The following is a 16,918-nucleotide window of genomic DNA, read 5'->3' as shown; positions in this document are numbered from 1 at the left end:
TTTTTTATTAGAATTTTATATTTAGTTTAAATCCGTATCTTTTTGAACTTGGTGCGGATTGGACTTCAATACCCTGTAGGTTACCAGACCCATATGCATTTACATCAGGGTCAAAATTCGTGTACTTGGGTATGTTGGGGGCATAAAACCATAGGTTGTTCCCTACCAATGAAAAAGTCATGGACCCGATAAAGGTGTTTTCTAAAAACTCTTTTGGAATGTCATAGGTCAATGAAATTTCCCTTAACCTAAATACGGTACCATCATAAATAGAGGCTTCATCAACGGAGTTGATTGCGAAAGTGTTGCTATTGGTTGTGGGGGAGAAATACAGGTTGTTCATTGTTAATTGGGTCGTATTCGGGATTTTATTTCCGGACCCGTCAAGAATGGCTTCCCCTGTAGTGGGGTTTCCGTAAACTCCTGGAATGATAAAGGTGCGTTCCCGGTCCTCGGTGTCCTTAGTGACACCTCTTCCTAAAAGGGAGGCGATTGTTGTAGAGGAAATGTCCCCTCCTTCTTTCCAGTCAAATTGAGCCTGTAGGCTTAATGTTTTATACTTGAATGTGTTGGTGAAACCTACTTTGAAATCAGGATTAGGGTCACCTATTACTTGATTTTCCAAGGCCTGTAAGATGCCACCGGCACCCTCTTCGATCAAATAATTCCCTTCATCATCCCTTGCGAAAGCGGAACCGTAAAATACACCGAAGGGTTGGCCTTCGTCAACAAAGGCAATCTCGTTTACGTTGATTGGAAATCTATCAAGACCTTCAATCAATTTGTTTACCATGTTCTTGTTTTTGGTAAATGAAGTGAAAGTCGACCATTTAAAGTTCTCGGTTCGAATGGGAATCAGTTTTAGACCTACTTCAATACCCGTATTTTCCATTTCACCGATATTCGTCAAAAGGGAGGAGTAACCTGAAGAGGTTGGAACATTGACTTCGGAAATAAGGTCTGTTGTGGTTTTCTTGTACCACGTAAAATCGACAATAGCTCTTTTCTTAAACAGTTCCAGGTCAAGACCTACTTCAAATTCTTCGGTGTTCTCCGGTTTTAAGTCAGGGTTGCCCAGTGTATACGGTACGTATACAGAGGGTTGTTCGGCATACACTGTTCCTACACTAAAGATTTTGTTTATTTGGTAAGGGTCCGCATCCCTGCTCACATTGGCCCAACCACCCCTTATCTTACCGTAACTAAGAATGTCATTCTCTATTCCAAAAGCCTCTGTAAATATAAAGGAGGAAGAAACAGAAGGGTATAGGAAGCTGTTGTTGGATTTAGGGAGTGTAGAAGACCAGTCGTTTCTTGCGGTAGTATTTAGGAAAAGATATTTTTTGTAGGACAATCCCAAATCACCAAACACACCAACGATTCTTTTTCTCTCGGTCAAATCGTAATCGGATACGACATTGGCTGTGTTATTGATGGTAAAGATATCATCGGCAATTAGGTTGGTTCCTGTGTAACCTACGCGATGGCTTGAGATTTGGTTTACATTATTTCCTACCAAAAAGTTCATGTTCAGGTCATCGGTCAAATCATAATTGAAGGTGACTACGAAGGTCGATTCAATTTCTTCACTACCATAGTCGTCGGTTACCACCCTGCCTGTACCTGAAGCGGCTCTAGAGCCCTTATCGGTTATTTCTACACGGGCTAAATCGTATTTGTTGATACCGAGTTGGTATCGGGCATTAATATGTTCGTTAAAGTCGTATGCGAAATTTATATTGGCAACGGTCCTGTTTACACCGGTCCTAATTTGGTTGTGTTCCCAAGACCATAGGGGGTGGTCCCAACCATCATTGGGGGCAACCGGTGCTCCATTGGCATCTTCGTAAGGAAGGCTTAGGTCCCATGTTCTACCTAGTACCAGTGTTCTGGCGAAAGAGGAAGCGGCACCGGAGTATTGGTTTTCCCCAAGAAAGGGGCCTACTTGATAGCTGTCGGAATAACTGATGTTGGCTCCGACCTGTAAGCCGTTCTCCAGTTTGAAATTACCCCCAGTGGAAATATTGGTCCTTTTATAGGAGTTATACGGAATATATCCCTGTTGGTCCAAATTGGAAAAAGTAAGGTTGAAATTGGAATTTTCGTTGGCAGAACCAATGTTTATTGAATTATCTGCTACAAACCCGGTTTTAAATAGATTCCTAACGTTATTTGGTTGTGCGACATAGGGTACGGTGGGTCCAAATTGATCTGGAAATGCTTTAAGTAAATTTGGCCAAGTCGGTATGGTTTCCATGGAGTCGAATCTTGCGCCCCAAGAACCGTTCGCATTGCTATAGTTGAAATTGGAACCGTTTCCATAGGTGTTTTGGTAATCTGGAAGATTGGCAATTTGTTCGAAATATACACCCGTGTTCAGTGATACTTCCATTTTTTTGTTTGACGATCCACCTGATTTTCCAGATTTGGTGGTAACGACAATAACACCGTTTACGGCCCTGGAACCATAGAGTGCTGCGGCCACCGCTCCTTTTAGGACCTCTATATTGGCGATATCGTTGGGGTCTAAGGATGAAATACCGGTTTCATAACCGCCACCGCCAGTGACCTGACTGGAAGTGGTTATTTGGTCGTTGCTGTAGGGGGTTCCGTCAACAACAAAGAGAGGTTGGTTGCCTCCTTGGAACGAAGTAGTTCCCCTTATGCTTATTTTGTTGGAAGCCCCGGCAACACCAGTGGATACATTGACGTTTACCCCGGGCACTTTGCCGTTAAGTGATTTTATCAAATCGGGTTCGGAGTTTTTTGTAATGGCTTCAGCTTCGACGGACTTTACCGAATACCCTAGTGATCTGGGGTTTCTTTTAATACCTAAAGCTGTTACGACAACTTCATCCAATGCTTGTGCATCTTCCTCCATTTGTATATTGATCGTACTTGAGGTTCCGACTACGATGGAAGTGTTTTTAAAACCAAGGTAGGAGAATAAGACAGTTTGCCCTACATCAGCCTGTAGGGTATAGTTACCGTCAAAGTCGGTTTGGGTACCTTGTGTGGTATTTTGGATTAGAATGTTGACGCCTGGTAACGGAATGCCGGATTGATCTGTTACAATACCGGAAATCGTTTTTTCTTGTGCAAATGAAATGTGCACAATAAACGTTAATAATAGCGTAAGGATTCCACTAAGATTTGTTTTCATTGCTCGGGTGATTATTTGATTTAGCAGGTGCAAAATTCACTATTTCATGTTGGCAATCCAATTAATGTTAACTATATTTTAAGAATTTGAGATTAAAAACATAACAAAAACCAATAAAAATGTTGTAAAAAAACATAGAAAGCATAGAAATTTCAAAAAATATAGAAAACATAATAAAAATGTTAAAAAAGTAAGAATAAAATAATATGATTATTTAAAAAAGACAGGTAATTGTGAATATGAAAATTGTAGAAGAAGAATAGCTTAAGGAATTAAGAAAAATGACGCATAAATCTTAACTAAAAGGCCTTACTTGTGAATATAATGTCCAAATAAGGCATGGTTATTGATTAATTTTCGAATTTTTTTGATAAATCGTAAGGTGTCAATAATCGATTTCTTCTGTTAAGGTTCTTTTGGGTGATTTCCAACCAAGAAAGGTTATGATTTTGGTGGTCTCATATATTAAGGAAACGGACTCTTTTTGGAATTTGTTAGGGTTGTTCTTTTGGACTTTCGTCATTGGTGTCCTTGGTTGTTTACAAAGAATATTTTGTTGATAGGTAGTATATTAACTGTTGGATTTTACTTGTAAGTTTAATGGGTATCTAAGTTGTAGTATATTGTAGGAATTGTCGGGATGACTATACTGTGTCGTTTGAATATTTTGGGATGGAATAGGATTCTTGGATTCTGGTTCGAGCCAATAAAGCAACATGGCTTCTTTTCCTTTAGAAGTACTTTTACATTTATTATGGGACTGGTGATTTTAAGAAGTATGTCTAACTTTTTAGGGATTAAGCTTTGTTTGCCACACTGGAAACTCTTTAGGGGCTTTTGTGTGTGACTGATGGAATATACCGTCTTGTGTATTGATTGGCTCTCTTAGGGCTTTATAGGGGTCTTTTTTTAGTTGTTGTTTTGTAATTGAATGGGACTTGGGATTATTCTGTTTGTTGATAACGGATAAAGAAAGGTTGTCCAATTGAATAAAGGGTGTGTAAACCCCCTGTGATAATGGATTTTAGTCTGGTTCTATTGTGTTGTGAATAGTTTTTTAGGGAAAGTAAAGAGGGGCGTAGTGTTTTTTTATGGTGTGTGAGTTTAGATATGACAGGTTCTATGTTCCTTGAATTTGGTTTTATAGTATAGAAAAAGGGGCATTAAATTTAATTAATGCCCCTTGGTCTTTATTGGTAATGTAAATAATCTTAGTTCATGGTAAAAGTACCTCCTAAGGTCTCTGATGCTAAATAGGTAGGATAATATTGTTTTCCAAGACCATCAGTATCACCAACATAATAAATATCGTAATCAATTATTAATGTTGGTTTGGCATCACAATTCGTCCACTTTCCAGTGCCGGCAATTTCGTAGTCATACGGTGCGCCTTCATAGGTTGTGGTGTAGATGTATTGTCTCGGAATTGTTATTCCACCGTTTCCAGCAACTTCAGCAGAGATTGCTTCACTGGCAATAACGGGTTCACCCCAGAAGCCTTCGATGAATGAAACTCCCAGTCCGGAAATCATAAGGGTCTCCCCATCTGCAACAGCGGAAATGGCATCGCCATAACCGTTAAGATCACTGGTGGCGGTGTAGGTGCCTTCTAAATCAACAGCCCCATTTTCTAAAGGGCAAAATGCTATTCGTAACAAGTTATAAGTCAATTGAAGGCCAGCCGTTGCCGAGTTGGCACCTGCATCCATATTCAAAATTAAATCCAATTCTTCACCCACTGGCATCAATTCTGTATTAGTGGTTAGTGTAACCAATCCACCTGCAGAACCCGCAGGAATGGTAATCGATGAAGCCGATAGTTCATACATACTTTCGTCGATAGTAGACGCAGGGTCAAGGGTGAGATTAACTGTAATGTCCTGTGCCTGTGGCAATCCTAGTATGTTTACAATGATTGTGGTTTCTATGTCTACCAAATCCCCTGATTCAGAAACGCCTGATTCTAAACTTTTGGAAGCATCCTTAAATTGAACATAATAGGTTGCATTGGGATCTGGACTATTTGATAGCGCTGCGAAATTATCTTCGTCCCAATCACATGATACGAGGAGAACCGCTGAAACTGCTACAAAAGCAAAACGTTTTATTATTTTTTTCATCATTTTTTTAGTTTTTAAAGATTATTGATCCCACCAAACTTTGGTTAATAGTGTAACAGAAGGTACATTTTGGGTATTGTAATCCAATTCGGATTGCGGGTAAGGAAATCTTACAGGGATTTCGCTAAGAACTGCATCCGATGCCAAAGTAAGGCTAGGAAGCCCAGTTCTTCTATAATCAGCATAGGGTTGGTTGGTGGCAGCGCCATCAATATACTTCTGTATCATTAATTTCTCCAAGGTAACAGGATCACCATTGATATTGGCATCCAACCAAGCGGTGTTGGCATCACCGGTCACTCGCAATACGGAAGCGGCTACTGCTTCTTCATACGCTTCTTGGGCACCTGCTTGTCCAAGACCCAATCTAGCCTCGGCCTCAATGAACTTCAATTCGGAGTAGGTCATCAACTTTGTTGGGGCGTCAGAACCTGCAAGATTAGAACCCAGTTTGGAAGCTTTTGCATTCTGGGCTCTAAGGGCGCTTCCTGTATAATTGCCGTCATCGTCTTTTTCTGCATAAAAAGGTAATCTAGGATCGTCAGTGGCCAATAACAAGTCGATTAAAAAGGCACCCATCCTGATATCCCCCCTTTCATCCATAAATTGGTAGAGAGGATTTTTGTTTGCATCTTCCCAAGGAACCAACATATCATCGTCATTGGAAGTAAAACCATTGGAGACAGCTGCTAAGGCCGCTGTATAGGCTGCATTTCCATTTTTAGCGGATAATTGGATTGCGTGTCTTGCTTTAATCGAATAGGCAGCCTTCTTCCATAGATCGATATCACCGTCGTAAATAACATCTCCTTCAACATCGATGACGTTAGTGGCGCTGTTTAAATTACCGATTGCTTGATCTAGAAGCGTATTGACAGTTCCGTAAAGGGATTCCTGTGTGTCGTATACAGGACTATAAACAAGATCTCCTCCTTTAAAAGCTTCTGTATAGGGCATGTCACCGAATAAATCGGTGCCAATACCTAAAGTAGTTGCTGTTAGAACCTGGGCCACACCCGCAAAATGGGGGGACTCCACGCCTTCGTCATCCGCTTTGTCAATAATGATACCTAAATTCATCATCATTTCAGTATACATGGGTTCGAAACCGTTACCAGTATCGGCAGCTGTTATTTGATATCTTCCTTCGGTAAAGGACTGACGATCAACCCCTTCAAAAATTTGCATCCAAATATTATTGGTTCTCACTGTGTTGTTCCCAACAAGATTGAATCCCATGGATTGCTGAACTCCAGGAAGGATTAAGGCCATCGATACATCTGATGGTTTGTCCGGATCAATATTGATGTCGGAATCATTCCACTTCTCGCAAGATATGGTTAGGACAAATACTGACAGAATAAGTACCAGCCCTTTATAAGTTATATTTCTATTTTTTTTCATGATCTATTTTTTTTTAGAATGTCAATTTAAGGCCTAAGGTATAGCTCCTGGTACCAGGGCTATTGAAGTAATCCATACCCTGGGCGTTGGTAGCTCCACCTAGATTGGTTTCTGGGTCGATACCGGAATAAGGGGTGTCTATCCAAAGGTTTCTACCTGAGAAATATATTTGTCCACCTTTGATGACGTCACCGATTTCTGGTAGGTTGTAAGCAAAGGTTAAATCCCTAAGTCGTACCCAATCTGCTGGCTCCATAGCCGCAATAGATGGTCCACCACCAAAGTTACTTCCTTGTCCTTGGAACCATTCTTGGTCTTGGACAACGGGCGTTACGTTGGTAACACCACTGCTAACCACATCACCATTGGCATCAATATGTCCGTAAACCCCGTCCATTACAACTAAGTTCTCTTCTGGTGTAGTGTCAAAATTGATACTTCCATCGGTGTTATAATAAACTTCCCTTTTTTCAGTTCGCTTACTTACCCCGAATTTATTCATGGCAAAAGCGGTACCGTTGTACATTACCCCTCCTTTTTTAATGTCTATCAAGAAAGACAAGGATAGGTTCTTGTAGGAAATGGAGTTGGTGATGTTTGCTGTCCAATCCGGGTTAAAGTTTCCGATAGGTACCAAACCTTGGGCGGTATTGTTCATTGGGTACCCGTCCCTATAGCTATCCGTGGGGTCATCATTGATCAAAACGTTTCCGTTTGAGTCTCTATACCAGTCTTCCCCAAAGATACTTCGGTATTCCTCGCCAACAACGGCACGTACTTGAGGTACGGTAAATCCTCCTAGGAAGACGTTGTCAACACCATCCGCTAAAGCGGTTACGGGATTCTTGAATTGAGTATAATTGGCAACAAAATCCCAAGTAAAATTCTCTGTTTTTATGGGAGTGGCGTTCACACTGATTTCAATACCTTTAGATTCCATGGAGGCAGCATTCAAATAAACCGTATTAAACCCAGATGTAGCTGCGATAGGTACCGGCATTAACAAGTCGGTGTTGGTGTTTTTGAAATACGTAAAATCAAGTCCTAACCTACTTTTGAAAAAGCGAAGGTCTGCACCAACTTCCCAAGTATCCTGGGTCTCGTGTTTCAAATCGGCATTACCTAAATCGTCATCAATAAAAAAGGAAGTTTTATCTTGATATGGGAATCTGTAAGAAATACCCTCATCATCACCTGTCCAACCGTCACCACCATTAGCTGCCTCGTAATAGTTACTCGTACTGTACGCTGGTGCGATGTTTGCGGTACGTGCGGCTGATGCCCTTAATTTACCAAAACTAAAGAAATCACTCTTTAGGTCTCCTATTTCACTAAAGACGAAACCTAAACTGGCGGAAGGATAGAACGCTGATTTGTTCTGCTGTGGCATGGTCGTTGACCAATCATTTCTACCTGTAAACCCTAAAAAGATCATATCGTCGTACGAGAATTGTAAATCCGCAAAAACGGCTGAGGTCCTATAATTCGCCGTAAAAGTTGATGTGGTATTGGAACTGGAGTTGTTCAACTGATAAAAATCAGGAATTTCCAAACCTGTAGCATCACCGCGTAAATACTTGTAGTAATCGGAGAAGAAGTTGTTACCAATGGTGGCGCTCATATTGAATTTATCCGAAATATCCTTTCTATAGGTTAACAATAGATCTGAGTTAAAGACACTATTGAAATCCATAAACTCCTTATAGTATCCTGAGGTTTGAGCCCTAGAACCGATTTTGAACGTATCTGTATATTTGGTATTGTACCAATCGATACCGGTATTATAAACCAAACTTAATTCATCGGTAAATTGAACGTTTAGGTTGATGTTACCGGTAAAACGGTTTACATCTTCCTCATAGGCGATGTTGTTCGCAGTCCAGTATGGGTTGTCATACCCGCCACCGTTTCTATAATTACGTTGTGTGCCATCAGCAAATTCATAGCCTGCGCTATTGTCAAAACTAGCGGCTGTTCTTAAAAGTCCAAGCATAATACCGGATACGTTCGATCCTTTTTGGATTTGTACGGCTCTTGAATTGGTATAGGCCATATTTGCCCCAAACGTGATCTTGTCAGAAATTTTGGTGGAACCGTTTAAACGTAGGGTGGTTCTACCATAGGTGTTATTCGGTATGATCCCTTCCTGTTCCAAATTGGACATTGAAAAGTAATAATCGCCTTGTTCCGTACCATTACTGATACTGAAACGATTGTTTAGTTGATATCCATTTTGGAAAAAATCATAGGGATCATAATACTGGGCAGGGGTTCCGTTTCCTGTACCTTTAGGCACTAAACTGCCTTTGGGGTCCCATCGGTATGAAGTGTCACCATCATATTCCAAACTGGAGATTTCAGGTCCCCAAGAATCTGCATTACCACTTATCCAAACACCTGCTTGGCCTTGGGCATATTTCTTTTGCCTTGCAGGCAGATGGGATACTACATCAACACCGATTGAGGTATGGAATTCAATTCTTCTTTCAGTAAGGTTCTTACCTGATTTTGTGGTGATGATAATCGCCCCGTTTGCAGCACGTACCCCATAAAGGGCTGTTGCAGCACCACCTTTCAATACGGAAAGGCTAGCGATATCATCAGGGTTGATGTCAATGGTACGGTTTGAAGTATTCACTCCACCGGTTCCACTGTCTCCACCACCTGTATCAATGGGCTGGCCATTGACGATAAATAAAGGTTGGTTGTTTCCTGTAATTGAAGACGACCCCCTAATTGTAATAAAGGTAGAAGCACCGGCTTCACCTGAAGCACTTACAATTTGGACACCTGATGTGGCACCGGAAAGGGAGTTTACAAGGTCAGCATTAGGTTTTACACTAATGGCCTCGGCCTCTACACTCTGTACGTTGTAACCTAGGCCTTTTTGACTCCTTGTTATACCTACAGCGGTAACCACTACTTCGTCAAGGGCTTGTGCGTCATCTTCCATTTGAACGTTGATGCTGTTCCCTGCACCAACTTTTTTGCGCATTTCCTTTTGACCAATATAGGTAAACAATAGTGTTTGACCTTCTGATGCCTTAATAGTGTAGTTACCATCAAAATCGGTCTGGGTACCATTAGTTGTACCTACCACAACGATATTTACTCCAGGTAGTGGTAGCCCACTTTGGTCTGAGACCATACCGGAAATCGTTTTCTCCTGTGCAAACGATATGTGCACAACAAACGCCAATAGCAGCGTTAAGATTCCACTCAAATTTGTTTTCATTTTTATAATATTTGAATTAGTTGGGGGCTAAAATCTTAATATTAAGTTAATAAAGCAAGTTTATTTTAATAATATTTTAAGATCTGTTGCAAATAATGCAACTTTCCTAAATGTTTTTGTTATAAAATATGGATAGTTCAAGGAAACTCAATCATAATGAAAATATGATAATATTATTAATTTTTTGGAAATGAAAATTTAATAAAATGGGTTTTGGAGTGCATTTTTATTAAGTGTTAATTACGATATACAAGGTGGGGATTTTGAAGATTTGGAGCAGGGGTTTGTTGGGGAAGAATATTCCAGTTTTTTTGCATGCATTCAAAAAAACTTTAAAATTAATCTATATGTATTTGAATTATAATGAAATATTGCTACATTTGCCAGCCCTTAAACGAAGGGTAAAATATTTATACATTAATATATAGTATGCCAACAATTTCACAATTAGTACGAAAAGGAAGGGCCACGATTACCAAGAAGAGTAAATCGGCTGCTTTGGATTCGTGTCCTCAAAGGAGAGGTGTATGTACTAGGGTATATACAACAACTCCTAAGAAACCAAACTCTGCCATGAGAAAAGTGGCTAGGGTAAGGTTAACCAATGGAAAGGAAGTTAACGCTTATATTCCAGGTGAAGGACACAACTTGCAAGAGCACTCGATAGTATTGGTAAGGGGCGGAAGAGTAAAAGATTTGCCAGGTGTTAGGTATCATATTGTCAGAGGTGCTCTGGATACTGCCGGTGTTGCTGGTAGGACCCAACGTAGGTCTAAGTATGGAGCAAAAAGACCTAAGAAGTAATCAAAACTTTTTTTAAAAGACAGCAATGAGAAAAAGACAGGCAAAGAAAAGACCAATTTTACCCGATCCAAGGTTTAACGACCAGTTGGTAACACGTTTTGTGAATATGATGATGTGGGATGGTAAGAAGTCAGTGGCGTTTAACGTGTTTTATGATGCTATAGATATAGTTGAGGAAAAGAATACTGATGAAGAAAAGACAGCGTTGGAGTTGTGGAAAGATGCACTTTCCAATGTTATGCCCCATGTTGAAGTAAGAAGTAGGAGAGTTGGTGGTGCTACCTTCCAGATACCTATGCAGATCAGACCCGACAGAAAAATATCCACAGCTATGAAATGGCTGATCAGTTTTGCGCGTAAGCGTAATGAAAAGGGTATGGCTCAAAAGTTGGCGGCTGAGATTTTGGCAGCTTCAAAAGAAGAAGGTGCAGCGGTTAAGAAAAGGGTTGATACCCATAAAATGGCCGAAGCGAACAAAGCATTCTCTCACTTTAGATTTTAATCAGGAATGGCAAGAGATTTAAGATATACAAGAAATATAGGTATTGCGGCGCATATTGATGCGGGTAAGACCACGACTACAGAGCGTATATTGTTTTATACGGGTGTTAGTCATAAAATAGGTGAGGTGCACGATGGTGCGGCTACCATGGATTGGATGGAGCAGGAGCAAGAGCGTGGTATTACCATTACCTCTGCGGCTACAACCTGTGAATGGAACTTTCCGATGAAAAACGGAAAGGTTACCGATGAGACCAAGCCTTTTCACTTTAACATTATAGATACTCCCGGACACGTTGATTTTACCGTTGAGGTAAACCGTTCGCTAAGGGTTTTGGATGGTCTGGTTTTTCTTTTTAGTGCTGTGGATGGTGTTGAGCCACAATCAGAGACTAACTGGAGACTGGCTGATAATTATAAAGTGCCTCGTATCGGTTTTGTGAACAAAATGGATCGCCAAGGCTCTAACTTCCTTATGGTTTGTAAGCAAGTAAAGGAGATGTTGGGTTCCAATGCGGTTCCTATCGTATTGCCAATTGGTGATGAAGCTGATTTTAGAGGTGTTGTTGACTTGGCCAAGAATAGGGCTATCGTTTGGCATGAGGATAATTTCGGTTCCACTTTTGATGTCGTGGACATTCCTGAGGAAATGAAGGAAGAGGTTCATGAGTATCGGGCGGCCCTTATTGAGGCTGTTGCGGAATACGATGAAAATTTGATGGAGAAATTTTTCGAGGATGAGGATTCGATTACAGAGGACGAGGTGCATGCTGCGCTAAGGGCCGCTGTAATGGATAGGGCCATCATTCCTATGATCTGTGGTTCTTCATTCAAGAATAAAGGTGTTCAGTTTTTATTGGATGCCGTATGTAGGTATTTGCCATCCCCTATGGATAAGGAGGCTATTGTAGGCGTAAATCCTGATACAGGTAAAGAGGAAACTCGTAAGCCGGATGTTAAGGAGCCGTTTGCTGCATTGGCATTTAAGATTGCTACTGATCCTTTTGTGGGTCGTTTGGCTTTCTTTAGAACGTATTCAGGTCGTTTGGATGCCGGTTCTTATATCTTGAACAATCGTTCAGGTAAGAAAGAACGTATTTCGCGTATTTATCAAATGCATTCCAATAAACAGAATGCCATCGATTATATTGAAGCGGGTGATATAGGTGCCGCAGTTGGTTTTAAGGATATTAAGACCGGTGATACCATGTCAGCTGAAAAGCATCCAATAGTCTTGGAGAGTATGGACTTTCCTGATCCGGTTATTGGTATTGCAGTTGAGCCTAAGACTAAGGTTGATGTTGATAAATTGGGTATGGCTTTGGCTAAATTGGCTGAGGAAGATCCAACATTCCAAGTTAAAACTGATGAGTCTTCAGGTCAAACAATCATATCCGGTATGGGTGAGCTTCACTTGGATATTATTGTAGATCGATTAAGACGTGAATTCAAAGTGGAGGTAAACCAAGGTGAGCCTCAGGTTGAATATAAAGAAGCTTTAACGAAAACCGCTGCACATAGGGAGACTTATAAGAAGCAATCCGGTGGTCGTGGTAAGTTTGGTGATATTGTTTTCGAAATGGGTCCTGCGGATGATGATTTCGAAGGTACAGGTTTACAGTTTGTTGATCAAATCAAAGGGGGTCGAATTCCAAAGGAATTTATTCCTTCTGTAGAAAAAGGTTTCCAGGCTGCCATGAAAAATGGACCACTTGCCGGTTATGAAATGGATACAATGAAGGTTGTTCTTAAGGATGGATCTTTCCACCCTGTGGATTCTGATGCATTGTCCTTTGAATTAGCTGCCAAAATGGGTTACAAAGCTGCAGGAAAAGCTGCAGGTGCTGTAATCATGGAGCCTATCATGAAATTGGAGGTATTGACTCCAGAAGAAAACATGGGTGATATTGTTGGGGATCTTAACCGAAGAAGGGGTACGATTTCCGATATGGGAGACAGGGCAGGTTCTAAAGTTGTAAAAGGAACGGTTCCTCTTTCGGAAATGTTTGGATATGTTACTTCATTAAGAACACTTTCGTCAGGTAGGGCAACCTCTACTATGGAATTCTCGCATTACGCTGAGACACCATCGAATATCGCAGAAGAAGTAATTAAAGCAGCAAGGGGGATAACCGCTTAATTTTTAGAAGATGAGTCAAAAAATTAGAATAAAACTAAAATCTTACGATCATAACTTGGTGGATAAGTCTGCTGAGAAAATCGTTAAAACGGTAAAGACTACAGGTGCGGTGGTTACAGGACCTATTCCTTTGCCAACACATAAAAAGATATTTACTGTGCTACGTTCTCCACACGTAAATAAGAAATCAAGGGAGCAATTTCAATTGAGTTCTTATAAACGGTTGTTGGATATATACAGTTCTTCATCAAAAACCATCGATGCCCTTATGAAGTTAGAGCTTCCTAGTGGTGTAGAGGTCGAGATCAAGGTCTAAGTAAATGTTCCGCTTCAGATAGAAGTGGGGCTAACATGTCCCAAGCTGCGTGCGAGGGAAAAACGGAAACAAAGATAAATTCAGGGCTGAATTATTTTTGGCCCTGTTTTTTTGAAAATAATCAATAGTAATTAATAAATAGTAATAATATGTCTGGGTTAATAGGAAGAAAAGTAGGTATGACCAGCATCTTTGACGAGAATGGGAAGAATGTTCCCTGTACTGTCATTGAAGCAGGACCATGCGTAGTTACCCAAGTCAGAACCGAAGAGGTTGATGGGTATAACGCCCTTCAGCTTGGTTTCGATGACAAGGCAGAAAAACGTGCTAATAAGGCCGAAGTCGGTCACTTTAAAAAAGCAGGTGCTTCTCCCAAGAAAAAAGTCGTTGAGTTCCAAGGTTTTGCAGATGGGTACAAATTGGGAGACACAGTAGGAGTTGATGTGTTTTTGGAAGGTGAATTTGTTGACGTAATTGGAACGTCAAAAGGTAAAGGTTTTCAAGGTGTTGTGAAAAGACACGGTTTTGCTGGTGTAGGCCAAGCGACCCACGGTCAGCACAACAGACTTAGAGCTCCAGGTTCCATTGGTGCCGCTTCATATCCTGCGAGAGTGTTCAAGGGAATGAAAATGGCCGGTAGAATGGGTGGTGATAAGGTGACAGTTCAAAACCTTAAAGTTTTAAAAGTAGTTCCAGAGAAAAATCTTTTAGTGGTAAAAGGTTGTGTTCCTGGTCATAAGAACGCTTATGTAACCATTAAAAGGTGGCAGTAATGAAAGTAGCAGTTTTAGATATTAAAGGAAAAGAAACAGGAAGAAAGGTAGACCTTTCGGATAATGTTTTCGCTATAGAACCGAACAATCACGCAATTTACCTTGATGTAAAGCAGTATTTGGCTCATCAGAGACAAGGAACGCACAAGGCTAAGGAACGTGGTGAGATTTCCGGTAGTACACGTAAGATCAAAAAGCAAAAGGGTACGGGTACCGCTAGGGCAGGTAGTATTAAATCGCCAATTTTTAGGGGTGGTGGTCGTATTTTTGGCCCAAGACCTAAGGATTATACCCAAAAACTGAACAAGAACGTTAAGCGTTTGGCCAGAAAATCCGCTTTAAGTCTTAAGACAAAAGAGCAGTCTATCATGGTTGTTGAGGATTTTGATTTTGACGCTCCCAAAACCAAGGATTTTGTACAGATTCTGAAGTCTTTAGGACTTCAAGACAAAAAATCTTTATTTGTGTTGGGTGATTCAAATAATGGTGTATATTTGTCTTCGCGTAATTTGGCAGATTCTGAAGTTATAACTAACACAGAATTAAGCACTTACAAGATATTAAACGCAAATAATATAGTATTGTTGGAAGGTTCTTTGGAAGGAATTGAAACGAACTTAAATAAATAGGAAACCATGAGTGTGTTGATAAAGCCAATTATAACGGAAAAAATGACTGCGGATAGCGAGTTGCATAATCGTTATGGTTTCGTTGTGGATCCTAAGGCGAACAAAATTCAAATCAAGGATGCTGTAGAGGCAACTTACGGTGTTTCTGTGAAAAAGGTAAGAACCATGAACTATGGTCCTAGCAGAAAGACAAGATATACCAAAACCGGTATTCAGCATGGTAAGACGAATGCTATTAAAAAAGCGATCGTTGATGTTGTAGAAGGTGATATAATTGATTTTTACAGTAATCTATAAAGACAAAAAATGTCAGTTAGAAAATTAAAACCAATCACTCCAGGACAGCGTTTTAGAGTAGTAAATGGGTTTGACTCCATTACTACTGATAAGCCGGAGAAGAGCTTACTCGCTCCGTTAAAAAAGTCAGGAGGTAGAAACAGTCAAGGAAAGATGACCATACGCCACAGAGGTGGGGGTCACAAGAGAAGGTATCGTGTCATTGATTTCAAGAGAGACAAACAAGGTGTTGTTTCTACTGTAAAATCAATTCAATATGATCCGAACAGAACCGCTTTTATAGCGTTGTTGGAATATGTTGATGGAGAAAAACGTTATGTGATCGCACAAAACGGTTTGGAAGTTGGTCAGACAGTATCGTCTGGTGAGACTGCTGCTCCAGAGATCGGAAATGCTTTGCCTTTGAAAAGTATTCCATTGGGTACGATTATCTCTTGTATAGAGTTAAGGCCAGGTCAAGGGGCTGTTATGGCACGTAGTGCCGGTACATTTGCCCAATTGATGGCGAAGGAAGGTAAGTTTGTTACCGTGAAATTACCATCAGGGGAGACAAGACTTATTTTGTCTGAATGCTTAGCAACTATTGGGGCTGTGTCCAATTCGGATCACCAATTGTTGGTTTCCGGTAAGGCTGGTAGAAGTAGATGGTTGGGAAGAAGGCCAAGAACACGGCCTGTAGCGATGAACCCTGTGGATCACCCAATGGGTGGTGGTGAAGGTAGGGCTTCCGGTGGTCATCCAAGATCTAAAAACGGAATTCCTGCAAAAGGATTTAGAACTCGTTCTAAAACCAAGAGCACGAATAGATATATATTAGAACGTAGAAAGAAATAAAAAGAAAAACAAATGGCACGTTCATTAAAAAAAGGACCTTACGTTCATTATAGCTTGGAAAAGAAAATCCAACAAACTGTAACCTCCGGTAAGAAAAGCGTCATAAAGACGTGGTCAAGGGCTTCAATGATTACTCCTGATTTTGTAGGGTTGACAGTTGCAGTTCATAATGGTAGACAATTTGTTCCGGTATATGTTACTGAGAATATGGTAGGTCACAAATTAGGCGAATTTTCTCCAACACGATCTTTTAGGGGTCATGCAGGGGCTAAGAATAAAGGTAAAAAGTAAGCTATGGGAGTTCGAAAAAGACAAATGGCCGAAAGAATCAAGGCTGAAAAGAAACAATTGGCTTTTGCTAAATTGAATAACTGCCCAACATCGCCAAGAAAGATGCGGTTGGTAGCTGATTTGATCAGGGGTGTGGAGGTTGAGAAAGCTTTGGCTATCTTAAAATTCAATTCGAAGGAAGCTTCTCGAAAATTGGAGAAATTGCTTTTATCAGCTTTGGCAAACTGGCAAGCTAAGAATGAAGATGCCAATATGGAGGAAGCTGAGCTTATCGTAAAAGAGATAAGGGTAGATAGTGGAACCATGTTGAAAAGATTGCGTCCGGCCCCGCAAGGTAGAGCGCATAGAATAAGAAAACGTTCAAACCATGTAACATTGGTATTGGGATCTAATAATAATACAGCAAGCTAG

15 protein-coding genes are annotated in these 16,918 nt (G+C 40.6%); 10 read left to right on the top strand and 5 right to left on the bottom strand.

The genetic code is table 11. The features are described 5' to 3' along the window. Window positions 1–7: 7 nt before the first annotated feature. The 5 genes from LX92_RS07105 to LX92_RS07090 all read right to left on the bottom strand — a co-directional run bounded on the left by LX92_RS07105 (window position 8) and on the right by LX92_RS07090 (window position 9,922). Window positions 8–3,163, bottom strand: a complete 3,156-nt coding sequence (locus tag LX92_RS07105) for a SusC/RagA family TonB-linked outer membrane protein (protein WP_109649570.1) — start codon at window positions 3,161–3,163, stop codon at window positions 8–10. Between the two features lie 385 nt (window positions 3,164–3,548). Continuing rightward, window positions 3,549–3,686: a hypothetical protein gene (locus LX92_RS22385; protein ID WP_170117801.1), complete on the bottom strand. Its 138-nt coding sequence runs from the start codon at window positions 3,684–3,686 to the stop codon at window positions 3,549–3,551. 688 nt (window positions 3,687–4,374) lie between these two features. Then, window positions 4,375–5,286 (bottom strand): DUF1735 domain-containing protein, encoded by a 912-nt coding sequence (locus LX92_RS07100; protein WP_109649569.1) that lies wholly within the window; start codon window positions 5,284–5,286, stop codon window positions 4,375–4,377. 18 nt (window positions 5,287–5,304) lie between these two features. Continuing rightward, complete coding sequence (locus tag LX92_RS07095) at window positions 5,305–6,687, bottom strand: SusD/RagB family nutrient-binding outer membrane lipoprotein (protein ID WP_109649568.1); 1,383 nt, start codon at window positions 6,685–6,687, stop codon at window positions 5,305–5,307. Between the two features lie 13 nt (window positions 6,688–6,700). Next, window positions 6,701–9,922 (bottom strand): SusC/RagA family TonB-linked outer membrane protein, encoded by a 3,222-nt coding sequence (locus LX92_RS07090; protein WP_109649567.1) that lies wholly within the window; start codon window positions 9,920–9,922, stop codon window positions 6,701–6,703. A gap of 429 nt (window positions 9,923–10,351) precedes the next feature. On the opposite strand from LX92_RS07090, the gene rpsL reads away from it, so the two are divergent. The 10 genes from rpsL to rplV all read left to right on the top strand — a co-directional run bounded on the left by rpsL (window position 10,352) and on the right by rplV (window position 16,918). Then, window positions 10,352–10,726 carry a 30S ribosomal protein S12 gene (gene rpsL, locus LX92_RS07085; RefSeq protein WP_013305196.1) on the top strand — a complete coding sequence of 125 codons (375 nt, stop codon included), beginning with the start codon at window positions 10,352–10,354 and terminating at the stop codon, window positions 10,724–10,726. A 25-nt stretch (window positions 10,727–10,751) separates the two neighbouring features. Next, on the top strand, window positions 10,752–11,228 hold the full coding sequence (gene rpsG, locus LX92_RS07080) for a 30S ribosomal protein S7 (protein WP_109649566.1): 477 nt from the start codon (window positions 10,752–10,754) through the stop codon (window positions 11,226–11,228). A gap of 6 nt (window positions 11,229–11,234) precedes the next feature. Then, window positions 11,235–13,367 (top strand): elongation factor G, encoded by a 2,133-nt coding sequence (gene fusA, locus LX92_RS07075; protein WP_109649565.1) that lies wholly within the window; start codon window positions 11,235–11,237, stop codon window positions 13,365–13,367. Between the two features lie 10 nt (window positions 13,368–13,377). After that, the gene (gene rpsJ / locus LX92_RS07070; RefSeq protein ID WP_007094989.1) at window positions 13,378–13,683 is read left to right on the top strand and encodes a 30S ribosomal protein S10; all 306 of its coding nucleotides are present in this window, start codon (window positions 13,378–13,380) and stop codon (window positions 13,681–13,683) included. Between the two features lie 149 nt (window positions 13,684–13,832). Beyond that, window positions 13,833–14,456 carry a 50S ribosomal protein L3 gene (rplC, locus tag LX92_RS07065; protein ID WP_109649564.1) on the top strand — a complete coding sequence of 208 codons (624 nt, stop codon included), beginning with the start codon at window positions 13,833–13,835 and terminating at the stop codon, window positions 14,454–14,456. Continuing rightward, the gene (gene rplD / locus LX92_RS07060; protein ID WP_109649563.1) at window positions 14,456–15,085 is read left to right on the top strand and encodes a 50S ribosomal protein L4; all 630 of its coding nucleotides are present in this window, start codon (window positions 14,456–14,458) and stop codon (window positions 15,083–15,085) included. The genes rplC and rplD overlap by 1 nt, the downstream gene beginning before the upstream one ends. A 6-nt stretch (window positions 15,086–15,091) precedes the next feature. Further along, window positions 15,092–15,382 carry a 50S ribosomal protein L23 gene (gene rplW, locus LX92_RS07055; protein WP_109649562.1) on the top strand — a complete coding sequence of 97 codons (291 nt, stop codon included), beginning with the start codon at window positions 15,092–15,094 and terminating at the stop codon, window positions 15,380–15,382. A 9-nt stretch (window positions 15,383–15,391) separates the two neighbouring features. Further along, complete coding sequence (gene rplB / locus LX92_RS07050; RefSeq protein ID WP_109649561.1) at window positions 15,392–16,216, top strand: 50S ribosomal protein L2; 825 nt, start codon at window positions 15,392–15,394, stop codon at window positions 16,214–16,216. A 12-nt stretch (window positions 16,217–16,228) separates the two neighbouring features. Next, on the top strand, window positions 16,229–16,507 hold the full coding sequence (gene rpsS, locus LX92_RS07045; RefSeq protein ID WP_109649560.1) for a 30S ribosomal protein S19: 279 nt from the start codon (window positions 16,229–16,231) through the stop codon (window positions 16,505–16,507). A 3-nt stretch (window positions 16,508–16,510) separates the two neighbouring features. Beyond that, complete coding sequence (rplV, locus tag LX92_RS07040; RefSeq protein ID WP_109649559.1) at window positions 16,511–16,918, top strand: 50S ribosomal protein L22; 408 nt, start codon at window positions 16,511–16,513, stop codon at window positions 16,916–16,918.

Origin of the sequence: Maribacter polysiphoniae (assembly GCF_003148665.1) — a bacterium.
Classification (GTDB): Bacteria; Bacteroidota; Bacteroidia; order Flavobacteriales; family Flavobacteriaceae; genus Maribacter_A; species Maribacter_A polysiphoniae.
This window is presented reverse-complemented; position numbering and strand designations above follow the sequence as displayed.

What these genes read in the sequence shown, in the direction of transcription:
- LX92_RS07100 (WP_109649569.1), bottom strand. Translation starts at nt 5,286, where the DNA reads ATGATGAAAAAAATAATAAAACGTTTTGCTTTTGTAGCAGTTTCAGCG.
- rpsS (WP_109649560.1), top strand. Translation starts at nt 16,229, where the DNA reads ATGGCACGTTCATTAAAAAAAGGACCTTACGTTCATTATAGCTTGGAA.
- rpsL (WP_013305196.1), top strand. Translation starts at nt 10,352, where the DNA reads ATGCCAACAATTTCACAATTAGTACGAAAAGGAAGGGCCACGATTACC.
- rplV (WP_109649559.1), top strand. Translation starts at nt 16,511, where the DNA reads ATGGGAGTTCGAAAAAGACAAATGGCCGAAAGAATCAAGGCTGAAAAG.
- LX92_RS07095 (WP_109649568.1), bottom strand. Translation starts at nt 6,687, where the DNA reads ATGAAAAAAAATAGAAATATAACTTATAAAGGGCTGGTACTTATTCTG.
- rpsJ (WP_007094989.1), top strand. Translation starts at nt 13,378, where the DNA reads ATGAGTCAAAAAATTAGAATAAAACTAAAATCTTACGATCATAACTTG.
- LX92_RS07090 (WP_109649567.1), bottom strand. Translation starts at nt 9,922, where the DNA reads ATGAAAACAAATTTGAGTGGAATCTTAACGCTGCTATTGGCGTTTGTT.
- LX92_RS07105 (WP_109649570.1), bottom strand. Translation starts at nt 3,163, where the DNA reads ATGAAAACAAATCTTAGTGGAATCCTTACGCTATTATTAACGTTTATT.
- rplB (WP_109649561.1), top strand. Translation starts at nt 15,392, where the DNA reads ATGTCAGTTAGAAAATTAAAACCAATCACTCCAGGACAGCGTTTTAGA.
- rplW (WP_109649562.1), top strand. Translation starts at nt 15,092, where the DNA reads ATGAGTGTGTTGATAAAGCCAATTATAACGGAAAAAATGACTGCGGAT.
- LX92_RS22385 (WP_170117801.1), bottom strand. Translation starts at nt 3,686, where the DNA reads ATGACGAAAGTCCAAAAGAACAACCCTAACAAATTCCAAAAAGAGTCC.
- rplC (WP_109649564.1), top strand. Translation starts at nt 13,833, where the DNA reads ATGTCTGGGTTAATAGGAAGAAAAGTAGGTATGACCAGCATCTTTGAC.
- rplD (WP_109649563.1), top strand. Translation starts at nt 14,456, where the DNA reads ATGAAAGTAGCAGTTTTAGATATTAAAGGAAAAGAAACAGGAAGAAAG.
- rpsG (WP_109649566.1), top strand. Translation starts at nt 10,752, where the DNA reads ATGAGAAAAAGACAGGCAAAGAAAAGACCAATTTTACCCGATCCAAGG.
- fusA (WP_109649565.1), top strand. Translation starts at nt 11,235, where the DNA reads ATGGCAAGAGATTTAAGATATACAAGAAATATAGGTATTGCGGCGCAT.